Genomic DNA, 21082 nt, shown 5'->3' on the forward strand with positions numbered 1-21082 from the left:
TATACCGGACCTCGTTCGCCCCCGGAGAGCGACCGCCGCAATCACACCATGTCTTGTGGGGGCCGTATGCGGCTGGAGCATCGCGCCACCGCAAGCCGTTACGATTTATGAAGATAATCCCACTCAACACGCGCCGATCATCAACGCGCGGCTTGCCATGGGACTTCGGGAAGTAGGGCTCCAGACGCGCCATCTGCGCATCGCTCATCCAGAAGAGATCAGACATATCACCGCTCTGTTTTCGTGCGGTGAATCATGCCCTTCGGCTCAAATCAATAGGTCCTGAGCCTAGCTCAGTCTAAGCTCTCTCGCTATAGAAAGTTTCACAGCCGTACCGTTCCTCGACGAGTGAAACCACGTCGAGTTCGCCTTCGGTCTGAATGGATTGCCGGATCAAACGATCGTAATAAGGTGCAGCCTCACGGGCGCGAGATTCCGGCGAAGCCGAAAACCCTTCGGTCGCGCAAGACCAAATACTGTAAAGTGTTTCAGGATCATCAGGAGACACACGAACCACGACGCGCTCGTCTCTTGTCGGGTTGTAACCCGCTGCACGAGCTCTTTCGACGACCCGCTCGACGCTTCCGTCTCTCATCGAGTTTTCCTCTACTCACTCAGGCGAGGTCATTTCGGTTGCTTCGCAAGAGGTCAGCACAAGGGCGAATAGAATAAACTTCCGCATAAAAGTCTCCGTGCAAGTTTCTTAATTAGATTACCCTATTGTACGTATTTTTATGCCGTCAACCATTCGCGCAAAAAATTACGCAAATTAGCTAAGCAGGAGATTTCTGACATTCGCAATTCGCGCCATCGGTAGACTGGGAGGTGCCAATCCTCGCTTGCCATACCGCAGGATCGTCCGTCTCGCGCCGCTTCCGTTCCGATCGAAGCATGGCTCAGAGTGCGAGATCCGCGGCGAGCATGTCCACGAAGTGACGTACCTTCGCCTCGAGCATGCGCTTGTGGGGATAGAGTGCCATGATCTCGACTGATCCCGTGTTGCGCTCCGGCAAAACCCTTTGAAGCCGCCCATCCGCCAGTTCGCTCCGAACGACGCTCTCCGGCAGCAATGCGACGCCCAGATCCGCCAATGCCGCCTCCCTGAGAGCCTCGCCGGAATCAAGTCGCAGGCGGGAGCGTCCGCTGGCCCGCACCCATGTGCCGTCGGCTTCTTTCAGCTGCCAGGTCTGCCGCATGTTCTGGCTGGCGTGGATCAGCAGATCATGTCGGCTCAGATGTTCTACCCGCGTTGGGGCGTCAGTGCGGGAGAGGTAGGCAGGGCTGGCACAGAGCACCAGGGGTTCCTGCCTCAGGGTCCGGCAGATCAACCCCGGGTTCGGCATGCGCACGCCGATCCGCACGGCGAGGTCCACCCCGTCCGAGACAAGGTCACTCACCGTATCCGACAGGCTCATCTCGACCTGCACCTCCGGCCATCTCTCGAGAAACCGTTTGACCACCGGTAGCACGAGTCGGCGCCCAAGGGCGTCCGGCGCGCTCATGCGGAGCTCTCCGCGCGGGTCGCCGCCGTCGCCCGCGAACCGCGCACCGACGGCATCGAGCGTGCTGCGAAGCTCGACCCCCTGAGAATAAAGCCGCCGGCCCTCTTCGGTCAGGCTCAAGGCGCGCGAGGTCCGGTTCAGCAGCCTTGCCCCGCAATGCGCCTCGAGCCGCGTCAGGGCCTTGCCGGCGGCGGATCGCGACAGGCCCATGCTCCGGCTGCCAGACACGAAACTCCCTGTCTCGACGATCGCGAGAAAGATCAGGATCTCGTCGACGCGCGTCCCGTTCAACGCGGCACGGGTCATCGGGGTATCGTCTTCGTCACAGCGGCGAACTCCATTCGCGGATCATGCGCATAGGTAACGGCTGGCACGACGCTTGTCATCCAGACAGCCAACCCCAGGAAAGGCACCACCATGGCCACGTCCCCAACCCGAATGAACCCTCCGACGCTGCCCGACGCGGGACGCGTCGGCTACTCCCAGATCTCGGTGATCCCGCCGGGTCCGCTCGCCTTCGTCTCGGGTCAGGTCCCGTGGCGACGCGACGGTGGTGCGGTGCCAGCCGACCTCGAAGAGCAGACCGGCGTCGTGGTCGAAAACCTCTCTCACGCCCTGTCGGCGCTGGACGCGCGACCAGAGCAGATCGCACAGGTGCGGATCTACATGACCGAACTGCGCCCGGAAACGCAGGAGGTTGTCATGACCCGGCTCGCCGCGTTTCTGGGCGGAGCGCAACCGAGCCTGACCGGCATCGGCGTGTCCGCGCTGGCCGCGCCGGATCTTCAGCTCGAAATCGAAATGGTCGTGAGCCTTCCAGCGTGATCGGTGCTGCCCCTTCCTGATGACGGGGACAGTTACGCCCGAGAAGTTCCTTATTCACCCCAGGCGGTGATCTCATGGCCGCCGTAAAGCATCCTCCGGATCATGGGAGACGCGAGCGACGAGGTGAAGCCGGGGGTCGACGCGCTGACGTTGTTCAACCGGCTCATCTGGTCGTCGCTCAGGCTGATGCTGGCCGCCGCGATGTTGCCTTTCAACTGGTCCACCGTCCGCGCGCCGACGAGGGTCGAGGCGACCCCCGGCCGCGCCATGGCCCAGGCGAGCGCCGCCTGTGCCGGCTCGCAGTCACACTCAGCCGCGACCTCCCGGAGCGTGTCGAGGATCGCCCAGTTGCGGTCCGTGAACTTGCTGTCGCCGAATGGATTGGCGCCGCTGAGCCGGCCGGTATCGGCGGTGTTCTCGCGGTCGTATTTCCCCGTCAGGAAGCCGCCGGCCAGCGGGCTCCAGGGCATGACGCCCATGCCGCCGTCGCGCGCGGCGGGGAAGTGCTCGGCCTCGACCTCGCGTGCGACCAGCGAGTATTCCACCTGCATGGCGATCGGCCCAGGCACACGTCGCTCGGACGCGATGGTCGAGGCCTTCATCGCGACCCACGCCGGCATGTCGGAAAACGCGTAGTGGCGGATCTTGCCGGCACGCACCAGGTCACCCAGCGTCTGCACGATCTCTTCGACCGGGGTGACGCCATCCCAGATGTGCATCCAGTAGATGTCGACATGGTCGGTGCCGAGCCGCGTCAGCGACGCGTCCAGCGCGCGGTGGATGTTCTTGGAACCGGCACCGCCCGCATGGGGGTTGCCCCCGCCGCACGCGACTCCGGTCAGGGGGCTGCTCGACGCGTTGAAGCCGAACTTGGTCGCCAAGACGATGTCGTCGCGCGACCCGGTCTCGCGGATGAACCTGCCGACGAGTTCCTCGCTGGCGCCGCCCGAATATATGTCGGCGGTGTCGACGAAATTGCCGCCCGCGTCGCGGTAGGCATCAAAGATCTCGCGCGAGGCCGCCTCGTCGGCATTCCAGCCGCCGGGGCCGAACGTCATCGTGCCGAGCGCGAGCGGGCTGACGACGAGGCCGGACCGGCCGAGGGCGCGGAAATTCGTAAGGGACATGAAAGGCTCCTGATTTTCATATTGATCGTTATAGAACACTATGTAGGCCTTGCTCCCCGAGATCGACGAATTTATTAACGATCATTATGGAAAACTCCAAAGCCCCCCGCCGCAAGACCGGCCGGCCGCTCTCCTTCGATCGCGACGCCGCGCTCGAAAAGGCGATGCTAACCTTCTGGGAAAGCGGCTACGAGACCACCTCGATCAGCGACCTGACAGCCGCGATGGGGGTGACGGCGCCCAGTATCTACGCGGCCTTCGGCGACAAGAAGCGATTGTTCCTTGAAGCCATGAGGCGCTACGCGGGCGAACCCGACGACCTCGAGAAAGCATTCGCCATCGCGCCGACCGCGCGGCATGCCGTGGCGGACATGATCGAGAATGCGGCGCGTCTCTTTACAGGCGAAGCGACCCCGAAGGGATGCCTGCTGGCCTGCGCCGTGGCCACCGGCTCGAAGGATGCATCGGATGTTCGAGAAGCTGTGGCGCAGGAACGGCGCGTCATTCGGGCGGTCATCGTCAAACGGATCGAGGTCGACATCGAACAGGGACTTCTGCCGCCATCCACACGGTCGAAGGTGCTCGCCGATCTCGCTCTCGCAGTGACGCAGGGTATGTCCGTGCTTGCGCGGGACGGGGCCGATCGGGAAACCCTGCTGGCGGTTGCCAATGCGTCGATGGCGGGCTGGCAAAGTCAGGGGGCGTGATGACCATCGCAGCGCAAAGCGGACGAAGTCCTCATCGCAGCATCAAGCATTGAGGGTTCGAAGCGGATATGCGGCGGTGCAGAGGGAGTGGGCGTGACCGGCCATGCCACGCGTTGCTCACGGCCCGCATCGGCCCTTGAGCGCGGCTACTGAATACTGGAGCTGCAGACTGCTATGCCGACGTTCACCGTCGTCGCGGCGCCAGTATGTCTGCGGACGTGCAGAGCGCAGGTCGCTGGCGCGCCACCCGTATCTAAGGGCGTTTCGCCCTCAAGGCCTGGGGACTCGTTCCTGTCCACTTCCGGAAGGCGCGCTGAAAGGCGTTCGGATCGCGATAACCGACGAGGTGCGCGATCTGTTGGTTGTTTAGGTCGCTCTTGTTCAGATAGCGAATTGCCAGCTCTTTCCTTGTTTCGTCCAGCAGAGACTGAAACGTCACCCCCTCGTTTGCGAGACGCCGAATAAGGGTGCTCCGGCTCAGTCTCAGACGCCCGCAGACATGGGCGATCGTGGGATCGGTGACCAGCTATCCCGCCTGTCTCTGGGCCGGTCCCGGAAGGGCTCTGCATCGAAGCTGCCCGCGAAGCGAAACAGCCAGTCAGACAGGTCTTGCCACCTCTCTTCGGGCACCGCAGCGAGCGCCGCCCGGGCCACTTCAATTCGCTTCTGCCGGGCGTAGGCATCCCTTTCGACGCCCTCACGCGCCGCCACCTCTAGGCGCAGCTCCGCATGGGCGCGCGCCTCGCTTCGCAGTTCGTCAAATGCCCCGAGGCATCTTGCTTGAAGCGTGGATGCTGGGTTGATCTCATTGTTGGTCATTGAACCAGGCGACTGAGCCTTAGAAGAACGCCTTTGCGATCTGCGTTGCCAGTGTGGCGGCAAGCAGCGGCGGCACTGCATTTCCAACTTGAGTGAATTGACGTGCGGTCGGGCCAATGAATTTGTAGTCGTCGGGAAAGGTCTGCAAGCGGGCGCATTCCCGGACACTAAGGGTGCGCGGTATCTCGGGGTGCAGGTGGGAGCGTCCCCCGCCATTGGTCCCGCCTGCAATCACTGTCTTTGAAGGGCGCGAGGGTGTCAGGCGGTCAACACGGCCCAACTGGTCGCGCTTTCCGTAGTCGAGAACCATGTAGCGGGCAACGGACGCCACCTTGTGCCGCCGCGTCTCGTGGTTAAGAGCATCAGAGCCGGGGAGGTCGGCTAGGACGCTGCCCGCGCCAATGTGGTCGCGCTTCTTGGGCATCTCGAAGCAGCCCTGCGTCCGCGAGCCCACTACAAACATCCGCTGGCGGTATTGCGGGACCCCATAGTCAGCCGCGTTCCAGACCTCGGGCTCCTCCACGTTGTATCCAGCCGCCGTCAGTATCGTGATGGCTTCACTGAGCTGTTCGCCCCCGTCAAGGTCGCGCAGTCCGGGGACGTTCTCAATCACGAACGCCGCAGGCTGGAAGTGCACCACCAACTTCACGAAGTCGAACAGCAGGTTGCCGTTCTTCTCGTGCGCGAAACCGACCCTTTTGAAGTTCTCCCCGGTTTTCGAGAAGCGCTGGTTGGCCGCAATAGAAAACGGCTGGCAGGGTGGCCCGCCGACGAACACGCCTTCAAATGGCGCGCCGGTCATCGGGCTCAGCTGGGCGATTATCTCATCTGTCTTGGAGACGTCACCGTTGTGAAATGGCGGGCCAAAAACCTTCCACTTAGGTCGGTTAACGCGGAGCGTTTTGCAGAATATCTCGTTGAATTCAAACGCAGCCTTGTGCTCAAAGCCCACGGCCTCAAAGCCCAAATCCATCCCACCACAGCCGGTGAAGAATGATACCAGCGGCACTCCCTTTCCGAGCTTCTTGAATGAAGCGAGTTTCGGGGGTTTGGCACCATTCCAAGTGATTGCCCGGCTTTTTGAGTAGACCAGATCATCAATTGACTGACCGACAGCCTCCATCACGTCACAGATGTCGGTGGTGGCGTCAGCCTGTTCCATTAGGGTCTGCTGGCTCTCAAATCGGGCCTCTGGTGCGTCGGGATTTGTGTTCTTCATCAACATGGTCAGGCTGCCCCGTATTCTTGTTTTGCTTTGTCATAGACTGCCTTCGCTTCGCTGGCGTCTATAAAATCCTTCTGCCCCCGGTCCTTTAGCCACTTGTCGTAATACCTGTGGACGCCACGGTGGCAGGTGGGGCAGACAGCCACCAAATCGTCCAGAAGCGTCCCCTGCTTTGAGGTTCGCGCGCCAGAACACAATGGCAACAAATGATGAACGTCTAGTATACGATTTGTCCACGGGTAGGAAGCCCCCGTGTCCATCCCACAGAAATCGCAGGCCGCAGAGGAATTCGCCTTGAAGTATGCTTCCCTGATCTTGCCGTTCCGTTCGATCACAAGGTGGGTTTTGCGAGACTTCGCGCCCTCGGCAAAGGACGTGCCCGATGCAAAGCCCGCATCCTCAACGTCGCTGATCGCTGAAGACAAGTAGTCCAGTTCAAACTCGGCGGTTGCGGCAACAAATTGATCAGTCCGCCGCTTGATCTCCTCATTGCCGTCACCGAGCGGCGCACCCGGGAGGGCGGACAACTGGTCGAACACGTCGCGGGCATCATCGCGGGACAGGGAAACGGATATGACGTTCCCCGAGAGGCTCAGGTATGAGATTTGGGCTAGAACCCGCAGGCTCTCGGCGGGCTGGCGGCTGATCTTGCCAGAGTCAGTCGTTGACACGACAAGGGCCTCAAAATTGGCTGCGTCCTCCTCGCCCGTAAAGCTGCTGGCATCGTAGGCGGAACCGATTTCAGAGAGGGTTGTCTGGTCCAGTCCCTTCGCAGCCTTTGCCAAGAGATACTTGAGGGAAAAGAGGAGCGGGTATCTGAGGTCTGCAGAGCTGTCCCAGCCTTGGAGTGCTGGGGAAGGTGATGAGGTGTATTCCGCGAGGAAATGGAAATATTCGTCCGTGGTGATGCTTCCATCGTCGGCCAGCAGCTTCGCAATCTCTGTCGGCTCCGCAACCGACCCTCTTTGATACACCAGTCCCATGCTTTTGAAGGTGCGCGCGTAGTTGCGCCAAGGCTTGTAGTCTGCCTGTTTGGGCGAGAAGGGCAGGCCCACAGCGGCCACCAAGGCGTCATGGTCCTCAGCCCGGATGTCATGACCCAGGGCGAAGCGCGCGATCTTCTTGAGATTGTCAAACTGGAAGTAATCCAGCCTGCCTTGATCCCAACTCCACATCCTGTCTCTGCTCCTGCCTAAACCACATTATTTTGTGGTGCAGTGTGCAACAAGTGGGCTTGATTCCTCAACCTTTAATGTGCCCAGGAGCTTGACGCATTCACAGCCGCATCGGTGGGTCGAGCCTTACGCCCGCCTTACTTTTTCGCCTTACGCGAGAATTTTCGGGAATAAAAAAGCCCTCTAAGGCGTTGACCTTAAAGGGCTTATTTTGGCTCCGGCGGTAGGGATCGAACCTACGACCAATTGATTAACAGTCAACTGCTCTACCGCTGAGCTACGCCGGACCATGCGGGCGATATAGCAACAGGTTTCCGGAGCGTCCAGAGGGTTTTGGCAGAAAATCTCGGATCGGCCCGGCGAGGCTCAGGCGCGTTCGAAAATGGCGTCCTGCGCAATGGAGCCGTGGCAAGTCACGCGGTTTTTGCCCGAGAGATCAATCAGATGCGCCAGCACGTTACGGATTGCGGCGGGCAGCAGCGCGGCCGGTGTGTCGGTGTAGATGCGGGCGGCGAGGCTCGCGGCATCGGTGGGGCCGGTGGCCAGCGCGTCGAGGATCGCGGCTTCGCGGCCGCGGCGGTGGGCCACCAGCCAGTCGAGCCGGGCGGCGGGATCGGCAATCGGGGCGCCGTGGCCGGGGTGGAATACGCGCCAGTCGCGGGCGCGCAGCCGGGCGCAGGAGGACATGAAATCCGTGAGGTCGCCGTCCGGGGGCGAGACCAGCGAGCTCGCCCAGCCCATGACGTGATCGCCGCAGAACAGCGCGTCGCCCCAGGCCAGCGAGATGTGGTTGCCGATGTGGCCCGGCGTGTGCAGCACCTCCAGCGTCCAGCCGTCGCCGGTGATCCGGTCGCCGTCGCGCACAGCCCGGTCGGGTGCAAAGCCCGCGTCGATGCCTTCGCCGCCGCCGGCCATCCCGCTTGCGGCAAGACGCTGCATGACCGCGCTGCGCCCCGCACGTGCTGCGCCGAACGCCAGAACCGGCGCGCCGGTGGCCTTCGCAAGCGGGCGGGCCAGGGGCGCATGGTCCAGATGCGCATGGGTCACGAGAATGTGGCTCACATGCTGGTCCGGTCCGACGGCCTCCAGCAGGGCCTGCAGATGCGCCGCGCTGTCCGGGCCGGGGTCGATCACCGCGAGCCCGCGGGTGCCCAGCAGGTAGCTGTTGGTGCCGCGGAAGGTCATCGGCGACGGATTCGGGGCCAGCACGCGGCGCAGACCGGGGGCCAGCGTCTCGGCTGTGCCGGGCACAGGGTCGAAGCCGGGATCGGGATCGGTCACGCGTTTTCTCCATGGTGGCGGCGCGGGTCTTTGGCTAGCCTTAGCGCATGTTCTTCCAATGGCTCAAACGCTATATGCCCCGCGGTCTCTACGGCCGCGCCTTGCTGATCCTGGTGCTGCCGGTGGTGACGCTGCAGCTTGTGGTCTCGGTCGTCTTCATCCAGCGCCATTTCGAAGGGGTGAGCGCGCAGATGAGCCGCGAGGTCGCGCGGGCGGTGAACCTCGCGCTGGACGAGGCGGCCCGAGACGGCACCGGCGAGATCGCCCGCGGACTGGGGATCGACCTGCGGGCGGTCGGCCCGGAGGCGGTGCCGGCAGAGGATCTTCGGCGCTGGTACGATTTTTCTGGCATCGTGGTCACCCGGACGCTGCAGGGCGCGGTGCCGGGAGTGCAGCGGGTTCTGCTGCCGGACGACACCGACGTGCGGCTTTTCGTGGCGCGGGACGGGCTCTGGGAGGTGACGTTCCTGCGCCGTCGCGCATCGGCCTCGAACCCGCATCAGCTTTTGGTGAACATGGTGTTCTTCGGCGGGCTGATGACGGTGATCGCCTATATCTACCTGCGCAACCAGCTACGCCCGATCACCCGGCTGGCGGCGGCGGCCGAGGCCTTCGGACGCGGGCGGCACGAACCCTACACGCCGTCGGGCGCCATCGAGGTGCGGGCCGCCGGGGCGGCGTTTCTCGACATGCGCGCCCGGATCGAGCGGCAGATCGAACAGCGCACGATGATGCTCTCGGGGGTCAGCCACGACATGCGGACGCCGCTCACGCGGCTGCGGCTGGGTCTGTCGATGCTCGACGATGACGACCGGGTGGCGCTCGAGCGCGACGTCGACGATTTGCAGACCTTGCTGGACGCTTTCCTGGATTTCGCGCGCGGTAATGCCGCAGGGGGCGACCCCGAAGAAACCGATCCGATCGCCATGGTGCAGGACATCGTCGCGACAGCCGTTCGGGGCGGGCGCGACGTCCGCCTGAATGAAGCCCAAGGCACTGGCACGGCGCAGTTGCGGCCCGCCGCGATGCGCCGCGCGGTGGACAACCTGATCGGCAATGCGGTGCGATATGGCACGCGGGCTGAAGTATCCGTGCAGATGACCGAAAAGTCGCTGCGCATCCGCGTGGAGGACGACGGGCCGGGCATCCCGCTCGCGCAGCGCGAAGAGGCGCTACGGCCCTTTGTGCGGCTCGATCCCGCGCGCAACCAGGACCGGGGGTCGGGGGTCGGGCTGGGACTGGCCATCGCGGCGGATATCGCGCGCGGGCACGGCGGCGTCCTGCGCTTGGGCCAGAGCGACCGGCTGGGCGGTCTTTGCGCCGACATCGTCATCGCGCGGTGACGGCGGATTTGCTCAAAATTCTATAAAAATACAATAAAATCAAATGATTTTGCCTTGAATCCGCCATTGGCGTTTCACGCTTTGGTCTTTGCCGGGAAGGTATCTGACAGGGCTCATGCAGCGGGGTCCGCCCCGCGTCACCGAACCCCGAAGGAGACCCCGATGAATACCGCTTTGCTCGCCTGTGCCCTCGTGGCCGTCACCGCCACCGGTGCCACCGCCGATATCCAGGGCTTTGCCACCGGCCTGTCCCGCGACATCGACGACGCCAGCGTCTGGACAGTTGCGGGCGGCCCGCCGCGGAATTTTCAGGGCGACTATTACACGACGTCGAACAATTGCACCTATCGTCGGGCGCAGGCGCCGGGCTATGCGCCCAACTGGATCCTGGTGCTCAATCCACATCATATAGGCCGCCCCAGTGCCCACCGCGGCTGCCCGGGAATGCTTTGACAACCCATTTCGGTATGTCTTGAGACATGGCGTTTACCGGTCTGGAAAATCTCCCGGTTGCCGGAATTTCCCTGCAGCCGGGGGCTTTTTTTTGCTTTGCGTCTTGGGTAGCTTGACCGCCGGGCCGCAGGGAAAAGCAGCGCAGGAACGAGGGGGACCGGACGGCGCATGCCAGCGTATACCTTTTTCACCGACGCGCGGCTTGGCGATTGCGGCACGGGCGGGCTGATGCATCTGCCGCGCTATTACGAGATGATTCACGGCGTCATCGAAAACTGGTTCGAAGAGGCGCTGGACTGGCCGATGGGGCAGATGCAGGGCAGCGACCATCTGGGGCTGGTCACCGTCGATCTGACCACGGAATTTCCCGCGCCCAGCCGGCTGGGCGATCGGCTGGCCTGGAAACTATCGGTGAGGGACATCGGGCGGTCGTCGATGCGGTTGCGGATCTCCGCGGATACGGGCGGCGATGCGCGGGTGCGCGCAACCCTGACGTTGGTGCTGGTCGAAACCCGTGCGGTCCGCAGCCGGCGCTGGCCCGATGCGATCCGCGCCCGGGCCGAGGATTTCATGCTCGCGCCGCCGCCGGACGCCGCGGGCTCAGCGGACTGACTCGACAGCGGCCCGCGCCGAGGTTTCCAGGAATCGTGCCAGCTTGTGCCGGTCCAGCGGTTTGGGCAGCAGTTCGAGCCCGCGGTCGGCGCAGGCCTGGCGCAGTTCCGGGGCACGGTCGGCGGTGACGAGGGCACAGGGGAGGGTGCCCAGGTCGCGGGCGATCTCGTCGTAAAGCTCGAGCCCGGTCAGCCCGGACCCCAGCCGGTAATCCAGCAGCAGCGCATCCGGCGCCAGGTCCAGGTCGCGCAAGAGCTCTCGCGCAGTGACGGCGTCTTCGGCCTCAAGCACGTTCACCCCCCAACTTTCCACAAGGATGGTGATTGCGCGGCGCAGTTGCGGGTCGTTCTCGACCAGCAGCACGATCAGCCCGGCATGGGCCAGCCCGGTGGCATAGACCCGCCGGGCGCTTTGCGTGCGGCGCGGGGCGGCGCGATCGACGATTGGGACGTTGACCATGAAACACGCTCCGCGTCCCGGTTCGGACCAAAGCCCCAAAGGATGGCCCAGCCGCGCACAGGCGCGTTCCACGATGGCAAGGCCCAGGCCCAGACCGTCGTTGCTGCTGGCGGTGGTGTCGAGCCGCTTGAACTCTTCGAAGATGGTGCCCTGGTCGGCTTCGGCGATGCCGGGCCCGGTGTCCCAGACCTCGATCCGGGCCGATCCCGCGCTGCGCCGGGCACCGACCACGACGCGGCCGGTGTCGGTGTAGCGGATGGCGTTGGCCATGAGGTTCTGCACCACCCGGCGCAGGTATGCCGGATCGGTTTCAACGGTGAGTGAACTGTCTAGCACCCGCAGCGTCAGACCCTTGCGGTCGGCCATGACCTCCATCTCGTCGCGCAGCGGGGCGAAGATTTCGCGCAGCGCCACGGGCCGGATGTCGAAGCTCAGCCCGTCGGATTCCAGCTTGGAGATGTCCAGCAGCGCGTCGATCAGCTGCTCGGCGCTCGACAGGGCGGATTCGGCCTTGCCCAGCACCTGCCGGTCGCGGTCATCGGGCAGGCGGTCGGCAAGCGAAGACAGGAACAGCTTTGCCGCCGACAGCGGCTGCAAGAGGTCGTGGCTTGCCGCCGCGACAAAGCGCGACTTCGACGCATTGGCGCGCTCCGCGGCGCTCAGCGCGTCCTCGAGTTCCAAGGTGCGCTCCATCACACGCTGTTCGAGGATCTCGTTCAGATCCGACAGCTTCTGTGCGGCCTCGCGTTCGGCGGTGACATCGGTGACCGAGATCACGAACCCGCCGTCGGGCATGCCGCGGCCAAAGATCTGCAGGCTGGACTGGGCGCCGTCGCGGACCTCGAAGGACACCGGCGGGCGCGGTCCGGCGGCCAGCGCCCAGAGGCGGAAGCCATCGCGGTCGAGGCCGCGGACAAAGCGGAATTCGTCGTCGAGCTGGTCCAGCAGCCCGATGAAGGTCACGCCCAGCTGCAGGCGCCGGGCGGGCAGGGACAGCAGCGCCCCCAGCTTCTGGTTCCAGCCTACCAGCCGCGCATCCTCATCGAAGATGCAGACGCCCTGATTCAGGTGGTCGAGCGTGGCACGGATCATCCGCGCCTGTTTGTCCTTGAGCCGCGTGCGCTCCTGCCGTTCGAGCCGGATGAGGTCGGTCACGTCGGTCTGCAGCACCACGGTGCCGCCCGTGGCGGTGCGGTGTTCGCTGACCTGGACCCAGCGGTCCTGGCTCAGCTGCACGTTGAACATCACGTGCCGGTCCTTGTGCCTCTGAATGCGCTTGGCGGTCCAGCTTTCGGCGGTTTCGCCCTTGGGCAGGGCCAGATGCGCCGAGCGGCTGACCTGTGCGACGTATTCGGCAAAGCTCAGCCCCGGGTCGAGCTGCGGTACCGTGTCGCGGAAATACCTGCAGAAACGCGAATTGCACATCACCAGCACATCCGCCCCGTCGAAGAGGGCGAAGCCCTCGGACACGGTTTCGATGGCATCGGCCAGGTTGCGGCGGGCCGCCTCGGTTTCCTGGTTGGCGCGGGCCAGCTGCGCGTTGCTGTCGTGCAGCAGGTCCAGCGTCCGCTCCAGCTCCAGCGTGCGTTCGCGCACGCGTTTTTCCAGCAGCGCCGCGCGTTCGAACTGGGCATAGGCGGCGCCCGACTGCGCGGTGTCGTATTCCACGCGCTTCATCAGCGCCGCGGCGATGGTCTGCAGCTTGGCGTTCTGTTCCTCGATGCTGTCGGCGGGGTTGATCAGCGACATGGGCTAGCGGTCTTCGTCCTCGGGCGGGTAGATGGCGACGCCGGTGAAGGTCTGGTTGACGTGCAGCGCGCCGATCTGTTCGCCGTAGGTGTTGAAACCGATCACCCGCTTGTCGCGCAGGATCTGCGACAGTTCGCGGGTCTTCTGGGTCTGGCCCGCCTCGATCTTGCGCAGGATGCAGTCGCAGCCGAGGATATGCTGCGGCGCGCCCTCGCGTTCCAGCGCATCCAGTTCGCGGCGCAGGTGGCCGGCGATGTCGGTGTGATCGGCCAGCGTGAGCACCATGCCCTCGTCGATGGCGGAAAAGAAAATCAGCTCGCCGTCCTCGGTCACCTGCCGGATGGCGCGGACGTGGTGGCTGTCGCCCAGCCTGACCACCACCGGATGGGCGGCAAAGATGAAGGGATCGAGCTGCGTCGGGTCCTTGCCCAGCAGCCGCGCGTATTCCGCCGCTGCGGGGGCACCGTTGATCTGGCTCACCAGCCGCTGGTCGAGCTTTGCCCGGGTCACCACCATGCGGGTCTCGGTCGGCACGAGGTGATCGAGGCTGAAGACCTTCGCCCGGCAGCGGCTGCGCACCAGCGCGACAAGGGCCGCGTTCTGCACCACCGCGCCGTTGCGCGACAGGTAGGTCTGCCTGAAGCTTGTCCCGTCGCCCGAGGACCCGCCGAAGAGCGGCATCGGACCCAGCCCCGCGGCCAGCATCGCGGTCAGGTTCTCTTCGCGCATCGACAGGCCATCGACCATGAGGAACACGAATTCCGAGGTCATCTCGGGCGCCTGACGGGTCAGCGCCAGGCGGCGTTGGATCAGTTCGTCGATCACTGTCTGCTCGTCCAGCGTGTCGAGCCCGTCGATCACGTAGCTCACCACTGAGAAGAGGTCGGACGGATATCCTACGGCGATGATCTGGCCGTCCTCATAGCCGTCGCGACCCAGCTCGCCGGCGGTGGTGCAGGCCAGCACGTCGGCCTCTCCGAAGCGGCCGATGGCGGCGTTGGTCAGAGCGTGGAAATCCGCCTGCGGAGAGATGAAGAGGCAGACCAGGTCGAGCGCCCGGTCGCCGAGATCGGCGCAGATGGCGTCGATCGGGGCAGGGTGGTCGCAGGCCACCTGCGCGACGCAAAGCGCCGCATCCTGCCGGGCGCCGTCAGCGGTCGCGTCGCGCTGTGCTCCATCCACTGGTCACCTGTCCTCCCCCGTGATCTCCCTTGCCACGATAGGCGCGTCATTCGTCGCCTGGCAAGACCTTGGAAAACCGGGCCTCCTGCGCGATCAGCACCGCCTGGGTGCGGCTGTGCACCCCGAGCTTGCGCATGATCGCGGTGACATGCGCCTTTACCGTGGTTTCGGCAATCGACAGGTCGAAGGCGATCTGCTTGTTGAGCTTGCCCTCGCAGATCAGCGACAGGATGCGCGATTGCTGATTGGTGAGACTCGCCAACCGCCCGATGGCATCGCCCGGCGTTCCGTCGCCGTCGTTGCCGCCCTCCGGGTCGATATAGCCGTCGGGGACGAAGGTGCGGCCCGTCTCCAGCGCCTCGATGGCGCGGCGGAACACGGCGCGCTGCGAATGTTTCGGCACGAATCCATCCGCCCCGGCCTTGAGCGCGTGGCAGATCATCCGGTTGTCCGCCATGGAGCTGGCGATGAGGATCGCCGCGCGCGGCGCGGAATGGCGCAGGCGCACCAGCCCGTCGAGTCCGTTCACGTCGGGCAGGTTCAGGTCGAGGATGATGAGGTCGCTCGGCTGTTCCTCCAGCGCCGACATCGCCGCCTCGAGCGTGCCGGCGGTGCGGACGGTGTCGAAATCCGCGATGGATTGCAACGTCAGCGTCAGCGCGTCGCAAAAGAGCGGATGGTCGTCGACCACCAGGGCAGAGGTCGGGGTTTGGGCGCGGGGGTGCATCGCTGCGTCGGTCATCTGCGGGTCCTTGGCCTTTGCCGTCAGCCTACTGCGGCGCGGGCCACGGGTCACTTGTCGAAAGGTCTTATTTGGACCAATGCCCGCATCTTGGTCGGAAGCCTGTCGCGGCCTTTGAAGACAATGCCTGTCAGGTGTCAGGCATAACCGGAGTTTGTGGCCCATTGGTGACCCAGATCGCGAACTGGACACGAATGCGGATGCTCGGGCGTCTTCCTGCGACTGTCCGGAATGCGCCCTTTACAGACGGCCCCCCCTTTCCTCCAGGCACGGAATCGAGGCCGCCACTGGCGGCCGCCGTGTCAGCGCCGGACCGGCCCCATTGGCCAGCGCTTTGTCCGTCTTGGGCACTCAGCTCTCCGCAACGACGGACCTGGCGACCATAAAGCGCATCAGCTCAGCCGCCAGATGCGCCGTCCCCCGGTCCGGCGCTGGCACGACTGGGCGATGTCCGCCTCGTCTGCACTGCAAATCCTTGCCTGTCTCGCGTCGAAGGTCCGATGCCGGGCGGGCCTGTTTGGCAATCGGCGCAGTATTGCCAGGCTGGGTCGATTGAAGACATTCGGAAGACCCGAGGGGGTGAGGCGCTTTGACACGGCCTTCGGATGCGTCCCCGGGGCAACGGAACGGCCGATGCAACGCCGCGGCGCTATGCGGACTTGGCTCCGGCCCGTCCGGCGTTCCGGCGTCCTACATGGCCATGCGGTGCCGCAGGTCGGCGGCCTTACCGTTCGGGCAACAGCCCGCGCGGGCTGAACCGCAGCACCGCGAGCAGGATCACCCCCATGGTCAGGAGCCGCATGTGCTGGACCGACTCCTGAAGATGCGTCTTGAGCCAGGTGCCGTCCGCCATGCCAGCCGTCACCGCGCCCATCACCGCCTGTCCAATGGGTTCGACCTGCACCCAGAGGAACCAGATCAGGAAGCCGCCCAGCACCGCGCCGAAGTTGTTGCCGGACCCGCCGACGATCACCATCACCCAGATCAGGAAGGTATAGCGCAGCGGCTGGTAGGTGCCGGGCGTCAACTGCCCGTCGAGGGTCGTCATCATGGCGCCCGCGATGCCGCAGATCGCCGAACCCAGCACGAAGACCTGCAAGTGCCTGCGTGTCACGTCCTTGCCCATGGCCCGCGCCGCGGTCTCGTTGTCGCGAATGGCCCGCATCATCCGGCCCCAGGGCGATTTCAGCGCCAGTTGCGCCAGCGCCAGCAGCGCGATCAGCACCGCGGCGAACAGCAGTCCATAGCCGAATTTCACGGTGAGCGTCGAAGCGGTCGTCGGATCGACGCCGAAGCCGGCGGCGCGTTCGACGAAGCCGGGATCGTTCTGCAGGTCGATCTCGTAGGGCACGGGCCGGGGCAGGCCGATCACGTTCTTCACGCCGCGCGCCAGCCAGTCCTCGTTCTTCAGCACGGCAATGATGATCTCGGCGATGCCCAGCGTCGCGATGGCAAGGTAATCCGACCGCAACCCCAGCGCCGTTTTGCCGATGAGCCAGGCCGCGCCCGCCGCCAGCAGCCCGCCCACCGGCCAGGCCAGCAGCACCGGGAGGCCGAGGCCTCCGAGGTATCCGGTGGCCGCGGCGTCGACCGACTCGACCGCAGCGACGCCCGGATCAAAGACCGCGCGATACAGGAAAAACCCGGCCAGCAGGATCGCCGCCACCGCCCAGCCGCGCCAGCGCCGCGCGAAACGCGTGTAGGCAAGGGCCGCCGCCGCGATGGTCAGCGCCCCAAGCGCCAGCCCCGCCAGAACCCCGAAGCCACCGGCACGCCAGGCCTCGGGCACCGGCGGCATCGACACCAGCACCACCGCCAGCCCGCCAAGCGCGACGAACCCCATGACGCCCACGTTGAACAGGCCCGCAAATCCCCATTGCAGGTTCACACCAAGCGCCATGATCGCGCTCACCAGCCCCATGTTGAGGATGAGCAGCGCCGAGTTCCAGCTTTGCAGCACGCCGGTGCCGACGATCAGCACCAAGACGAGCGCGGCCAGAAAGAAACCTCTGAGCGATCCGGTCATACCGATTTCCCCTGAAACAATCCCGTCGGCCGGAACAGCAGCACGATCAGCAGGATCACGAAGCTCACGGCGAACTTGTAGTCTGTGGACAGAAGCTGCACCAACCCGTCGGGCTCGAGGCCCTGTGGCAGGGCATGGCCCAGCACCTTCTTCCAGGCATAGGTGATCCCTACTTCGCTGAACGCGATGACGAAACCGCCCGCGATGGCCCCCAGCGGGCTGCCAAGGCCGCCGACGATGGCGGCGGCGAAGATCGGCAGCAGCAGCTGGAAATAGGTGAAGGGCTTGAAAGTCTTGTCGAGCCCGTAGAGCACGCCCGCGATGGTCGCGAGAGCGGCGACGATCAGCCAGGTCACCCGCACGACGCGGTCCGGGTTGATGCCGGACAGAAGCGCCAGGTCCTCGTTGTCGGAATAGGCGCGCATCGACTTGCCGGTGCGGGTGCGGTTCAGGAACCAGAAGAGTGCGGCCACCACGATCACCGCCGTCACCACGGTGAGCGCCTGGGTGCTGCGGATCGCAAGGCCCTCTTCGAGGCCGGTCAGCTCCCTGAATTGCCGCGCGTTGATCAGGAACCGCGCGCCGTCGTCGAAGCGCTGATCGTCCGGCCCGATGACAAACCGTGTGAGGCCGTTGTAGACGAACATCACGCCCATCGACACGATCACCAGGATCACCGGTTTGGCCTTCTGCGCACGGTAGAAGCGGTAGACCACCCGGTCCGTCGCCAGCACCAGCGCCGCCGCCCCGGCGATGCCGAAAGGGATCGCCAGCAGCGCCGTGGGCAGCGGACCGAGGCCGATGCCCGCGCCCTGGAAGCCCCAGGTGACGAGGATCGCCACCATGGTGCCGAAGGCCATGGTGTCGCCATGGGCGAAGTTGGAGAACCGCAGGATGCCGTAGATCAGCGTCACCCCCAGCGCCCCCAGCGCCAGCTGGCTGCCATAGGCGATGGCCGGAACCAGCACGAAATTCGCCAGCGCCACGAAGGCGTTCAGCAGGTCCATCTCAGTCTCCTTCGCATGTGCCGAGGTATTGCCCGCTGGCCTCAAAGGTGCCGGTGCCGCGCAGGTCCTCGGCCAGGTAGGCCAGGGCCCGCCCGCCGGCCTGGTAAGTGACGGTCAGATGCGCCCCCCGCTCCGGTGCCGGCGCGGCCAGCACCGTGCCCTGGTCCGAACTTTCGTAATGCGCCAGCGCCAGAGCCTCGCCGTCCCAGACCAGCGTGCCGGGGATGTCGTCCTTCGGTGCGCGCACGGAAAATCCCAGGTCGCTCGGAATGCAGGCGCCGCTTGGCGCCTGGCAGAACGCCGTCATCCGGCAGTCTACCTTTGCCGCCGCGGGGGCCGCGGCCAGACTCGCAAGCGTCAGCGCCCGGATCATTGGCGTGCCTCGCACTGGCCCAGGTAACTGACCACCATCGGCCCGTCGGTGTAATGCACGGTATAGCGCGTGGCCCCGTCCGGCGCGCGCGTCAGCAGGTGGCGGGCCTCAAACGGCCCGCCGGACAGGGACATCGCGCCGCTGTCCATCACGCCCAGCATCTCGACCGTGCCGGCCTCGAAGGCCAGTTCGGCCTGCACGGTCATGCTCTGCGCATCCATACCCCCGGCGCGTCCGTCAAGTGTCGCGGAAAAGCCGCCGGCGACACAGCCTTCGGCTTCGAGGCATTCGATGCCGAAGCGGCAGGAGAGCGCGATCTCGTCCTGCACCGGCGCCTGCCGGATGCCAAGCTGCGCATTGCCCCCGTTCCCGGACAATCGCCCGGAGAAGTCGCCGGCATTGCCCTGTGCGAATCCCGCAGGCGGGCAGGCCGCCATGACGGCTGCGATCACGGCGACGGCCCCCCTCATTCCACGTCCTCGCACCGGCCCTGAAGCGGCGCGGCAAAGGCTGCGTCGGTCATCTCGGCACGCCCGTCGGGGCCGATCACCAGAAGCGCCTGGCCCTGCCGCCGGTCCTCCGCCCAGAAGCCGCGCACGCCGCCCTCCATCAGGAAGGGCTCGGCCACGTATTGGGTGCCGTTCTGAATGACATAGCTGCGCAATTTCTTGGGCGGCTCGTCGGGGCTGGTGGGGGGCGCGAACTGCCGCCGGTCGATGTCGAAGCGCAGATCGACTGGGGTGCCGTCGGCGCTGTGAAGCGCACAGGCGATCCGGTCGGCAGACGCGGGCAGGGCGCCCAGGGCCGACAGCGCCGCCGCGGCGGCCAGGGTGTGCGCCCGAACCCTCATCCGCCGAGAAAACTCCGCCGCACCTCGGGATCGGCCAGCAGGGCCTTGCCGGTGTCGGTAAAGGCATTGCGGCCCTGGACCAGCACATATCCCTTGTCGGCGATCTCCAGCGCCTGCCGCGCGTTCTGCTCGACCATCAGGATCGAGATCCCGGTGCGCGCCACTTCGATGATCCGGTCGAAAAGTTCGTCCATGACGATGGGGCTGACGCCGGCGGTGGGCTCGTCCAGCATCAGAAGCTTCGGCTGCGTCATCAGCGCGCGGCCCACGGCCACCTGCTGGCGCTGTCCGCCCGACAATTCCCCCGCCGGCTGGCGGCGCTTGTCCTTGAGCACCGGGAACAGGTCGTAGACCTGTGCCATGGTGCCCCGGAAATCGTCCCGCCGCAGGAAGGCGCCCATCTCCAGGTTCTCTTCCACGCTCATCGAGGTGAAGACATTGCTGGTCTGCGGCACGAAGCCCATGCCCTTGGCGACCCGAGCCTGCGGGCTGAGCGCGGTGATGTCCTCGCCGCCGAGCCGCACCGCCCCCTCGCGCAGGTCGAGCATGCCGAAGACCGCCTTCATCGCCGTCGACTTGCCCGCACCGTTGGGCCCGACGATCACCGCGATCTCGCCGCGGTCCACCGACAGCGTGCAGCCATGCAGGATATCCGCGCCGCGCCCGTAGCCGCCGGTCATGGCCTCCCCGATGAGAAACGGCTCACTCACGCACCGTCCCCCTGCTTCTCTTGTTCAAAATAACCTCAGAGAGCACGAGAGAGTCGTTCATTGAAGGCGCCATTGGTTCAAGCCCAATGGACGACGTCTCTCGTATCAGCCGCAGGCCGATCCCGATACCGGTCAAGACGCGGCCTCCTTGTTCTTGAGCCCCGTGCCCAGGTACGCCTCGATCACCGCCTCGTTGCTCTTGATCTCTTGAATCGTGCCTTCCGCCAGCACCTTGCCCTCGGCCATGACGATGACCGGATCGCAGAGCCGGCCGATGAAGGCCATGTCGTGCTCGATCATGCAGAAGGTGTAGCCGCGCTCGCGGTTGAGTCGCAGGATGGCGTCGCCGATGGTGTTCAGAAGCGTGCGGTTCACGCCCGCACCGACTTCGTCCAGGAACACGATTTTCGCATCGACCATCATCGTGCGCCCCAGTTCCAGCAGCTTTTTCTGGCCGCCCGAGAGGTTTCCGGCCTTCTCGTCCTTGAGGTGCGAAATGGTCAGGAAATCAAGCACTTCATCGGCCTTCTTGAGCAAGGCCGCTTCCTCTTGCGCGATCCGGCCGCGATGGAACCAGGCGTTCCACAACGTTTCTCCGGATTGTCCGCCCGGCACCATCATGAGGTTCTCGCGGCAGGTCATCGAGGAGAATTCGTGCGCGATCTGGAAGGTGCGCAGCAGGCCCTTTCCGAACAGCACATGCGGCGGCAGGCCCGTGATGTCCTCGCCGTCCATGGTCACGCGCCCCGAGGTCGGTTCGAGAACGCCCGCGATGACGTTGAAAAGCGTGGTTTTTCCCGCGCCGTTCGGCCCGACCAGCCCGGTGATCGACCCGGTGGCGATCTCGAGGCTGGCGCCGTCGACAGCGCGAAAGCCGCCGAAATGGCGGTGCAGGTTCTCGACCCGGATCACATG

23 protein-coding genes and 1 tRNA gene are annotated in these 21082 nt (G+C 65.0%); 5 read left to right on the forward strand and 19 right to left on the reverse strand.

From position 1 onward, the window contains the following. The 3 genes from DU478_RS07075 to DU478_RS07080 all read right to left on the reverse strand — a co-directional run. A partial coding sequence (locus tag DU478_RS07075; RefSeq protein WP_147276325.1) for a transposase occupies nt 1–226 on the reverse strand: 226 nt, incomplete at its 3' end. Between the two features lie 72 nt (nt 227–298). Further along, nucleotides 299–595 carry a vWA domain-containing protein gene (locus DU478_RS22660; protein ID WP_147276326.1) on the reverse strand — a complete coding sequence of 99 codons (297 nt, stop codon included), beginning with the start codon at nt 593–595 and terminating at the stop codon, nt 299–301. A 301-nt stretch (nt 596–896) separates the two neighbouring features. Further along, the gene (locus DU478_RS07080) at nt 897–1808 is read right to left on the reverse strand and encodes a LysR family transcriptional regulator (protein WP_114510259.1); all 912 of its coding nucleotides are present in this window, start codon (nt 1806–1808) and stop codon (nt 897–899) included. Between the two features lie 111 nt (nt 1809–1919). Between DU478_RS07080 and DU478_RS07085 the strand changes: the two genes are divergently transcribed. Then, entirely contained in the window at nt 1920–2327 is a 408-nt protein-coding gene (locus DU478_RS07085; protein ID WP_114510260.1) for a RidA family protein, read from the forward strand. 50 nt (nt 2328–2377) lie between these two features. Here DU478_RS07085 and DU478_RS07090 read toward each other — a convergent pair whose 3' ends face one another. Beyond that, nucleotides 2378–3454: an aldo/keto reductase gene (locus tag DU478_RS07090; protein ID WP_114510499.1), complete on the reverse strand. Its 1077-nt coding sequence runs from the start codon at nt 3452–3454 to the stop codon at nt 2378–2380. 86 nt (nt 3455–3540) lie between these two features. Here DU478_RS07090 and DU478_RS07095 point away from each other — a divergent pair, with 86 nt between their 5' ends. Then, nucleotides 3541–4161, forward strand: a complete 621-nt coding sequence (locus tag DU478_RS07095; protein ID WP_114510261.1) for a TetR/AcrR family transcriptional regulator — start codon at nt 3541–3543, stop codon at nt 4159–4161. 253 nt (nt 4162–4414) lie between these two features. On the opposite strand, the gene DU478_RS07100 is transcribed toward DU478_RS07095, so the two are convergent. The 5 genes from DU478_RS07100 to DU478_RS07125 form a co-directional block, all read right to left on the reverse strand. Beyond that, a complete protein-coding gene (locus DU478_RS07100) occupies nt 4415–4687 on the reverse strand; it encodes a helix-turn-helix transcriptional regulator (protein ID WP_325048091.1) in 273 nt (90 codons plus the stop codon). A gap of 312 nt (nt 4688–4999) precedes the next feature. Further along, the gene (locus tag DU478_RS07110) at nt 5000–6205 is read right to left on the reverse strand and encodes a DNA cytosine methyltransferase (protein ID WP_114510263.1); all 1206 of its coding nucleotides are present in this window, start codon (nt 6203–6205) and stop codon (nt 5000–5002) included. A 2-nt stretch (nt 6206–6207) separates the two neighbouring features. Beyond that, nucleotides 6208–7380, reverse strand: coding sequence for an HNH endonuclease (locus DU478_RS07115; RefSeq protein ID WP_114510264.1), 1173 nt, complete (start codon nt 7378–7380; stop codon nt 6208–6210). Nucleotides 7381–7592: 212 nt separating this feature from the next. Beyond that, nucleotides 7593–7667, reverse strand: a tRNA-Asn gene (locus DU478_RS07120). Nucleotides 7668–7746: 79 nt separating this feature from the next. Continuing rightward, a complete protein-coding gene (locus DU478_RS07125) occupies nt 7747–8661 on the reverse strand; it encodes an MBL fold metallo-hydrolase (RefSeq protein ID WP_114510265.1) in 915 nt (304 codons plus the stop codon). Nucleotides 8662–8708: 47 nt separating this feature from the next. On the opposite strand from DU478_RS07125, the gene DU478_RS07130 reads away from it, so the two are divergent. From DU478_RS07130 to DU478_RS07140, 3 genes are all read left to right on the forward strand, one after another. Then, complete coding sequence (locus DU478_RS07130) at nt 8709–10004, forward strand: ATP-binding protein (protein WP_114510266.1); 1296 nt, start codon at nt 8709–8711, stop codon at nt 10002–10004. Nucleotides 10005–10166: 162 nt separating this feature from the next. Continuing rightward, nucleotides 10167–10457, forward strand: a complete 291-nt coding sequence (locus DU478_RS07135; RefSeq protein ID WP_114510267.1) for a hypothetical protein — start codon at nt 10167–10169, stop codon at nt 10455–10457. Between the two features lie 168 nt (nt 10458–10625). After that, entirely contained in the window at nt 10626–11069 is a 444-nt protein-coding gene (locus DU478_RS07140; RefSeq protein ID WP_114510268.1) for an acyl-CoA thioesterase, read from the forward strand. On the opposite strand, the gene DU478_RS07145 is transcribed toward DU478_RS07140, so the two are convergent. The 10 genes from DU478_RS07145 to DU478_RS07190 form a co-directional block, all read right to left on the reverse strand. Next, entirely contained in the window at nt 11058–13277 is a 2220-nt protein-coding gene (locus tag DU478_RS07145; protein WP_114510269.1) for a hybrid sensor histidine kinase/response regulator, read from the reverse strand. The genes DU478_RS07140 and DU478_RS07145 overlap by 12 nt on opposite strands. A 3-nt stretch (nt 13278–13280) precedes the next feature. After that, nucleotides 13281–14459, reverse strand: a complete 1179-nt coding sequence (locus tag DU478_RS07150; protein ID WP_114510270.1) for an FIST N-terminal domain-containing protein — start codon at nt 14457–14459, stop codon at nt 13281–13283. A 46-nt stretch (nt 14460–14505) separates the two neighbouring features. Continuing rightward, a complete protein-coding gene (locus DU478_RS07155) occupies nt 14506–15201 on the reverse strand; it encodes a response regulator (RefSeq protein ID WP_233501149.1) in 696 nt (231 codons plus the stop codon). Between the two features lie 724 nt (nt 15202–15925). Beyond that, nucleotides 15926–17227 carry a branched-chain amino acid ABC transporter permease gene (locus DU478_RS07160; RefSeq protein ID WP_114510271.1) on the reverse strand — a complete coding sequence of 434 codons (1302 nt, stop codon included), beginning with the start codon at nt 17225–17227 and terminating at the stop codon, nt 15926–15928. Next, complete coding sequence (locus DU478_RS07165) at nt 17224–18234, reverse strand: branched-chain amino acid ABC transporter permease (RefSeq protein WP_114510272.1); 1011 nt, start codon at nt 18232–18234, stop codon at nt 17224–17226. Before DU478_RS07165 ends, DU478_RS07160 begins: the two co-directional genes overlap by 4 nt. 1 nt (nt 18235) lies before the next feature. Beyond that, entirely contained in the window at nt 18236–18607 is a 372-nt protein-coding gene (locus tag DU478_RS07170) for a hypothetical protein (protein WP_114510273.1), read from the reverse strand. Beyond that, nucleotides 18604–19077, reverse strand: a complete 474-nt coding sequence (locus DU478_RS07175) for a hypothetical protein (RefSeq protein WP_114510274.1) — start codon at nt 19075–19077, stop codon at nt 18604–18606. Before DU478_RS07175 ends, DU478_RS07170 begins: the two co-directional genes overlap by 4 nt. Then, complete coding sequence (locus DU478_RS07180) at nt 19074–19457, reverse strand: hypothetical protein (RefSeq protein ID WP_114510275.1); 384 nt, start codon at nt 19455–19457, stop codon at nt 19074–19076. The genes DU478_RS07175 and DU478_RS07180 overlap by 4 nt, the downstream gene beginning before the upstream one ends. Further along, complete coding sequence (locus DU478_RS07185; protein ID WP_114510276.1) at nt 19454–20167, reverse strand: ABC transporter ATP-binding protein; 714 nt, start codon at nt 20165–20167, stop codon at nt 19454–19456. Before DU478_RS07185 ends, DU478_RS07180 begins: the two co-directional genes overlap by 4 nt. 132 nt (nt 20168–20299) lie before the next feature. Then, a complete protein-coding gene (locus tag DU478_RS07190) occupies nt 20300–21079 on the reverse strand; it encodes an ABC transporter ATP-binding protein (RefSeq protein ID WP_114510277.1) in 780 nt (259 codons plus the stop codon). Between the last annotated feature and the right edge of the window lie 3 nt (nt 21080–21082).

Origin of the sequence: Thalassococcus profundi (assembly GCF_003344785.1) — a bacterium.
GTDB lineage: Bacteria > Pseudomonadota > Alphaproteobacteria > Rhodobacterales > Rhodobacteraceae > Puniceibacterium > Puniceibacterium profundi.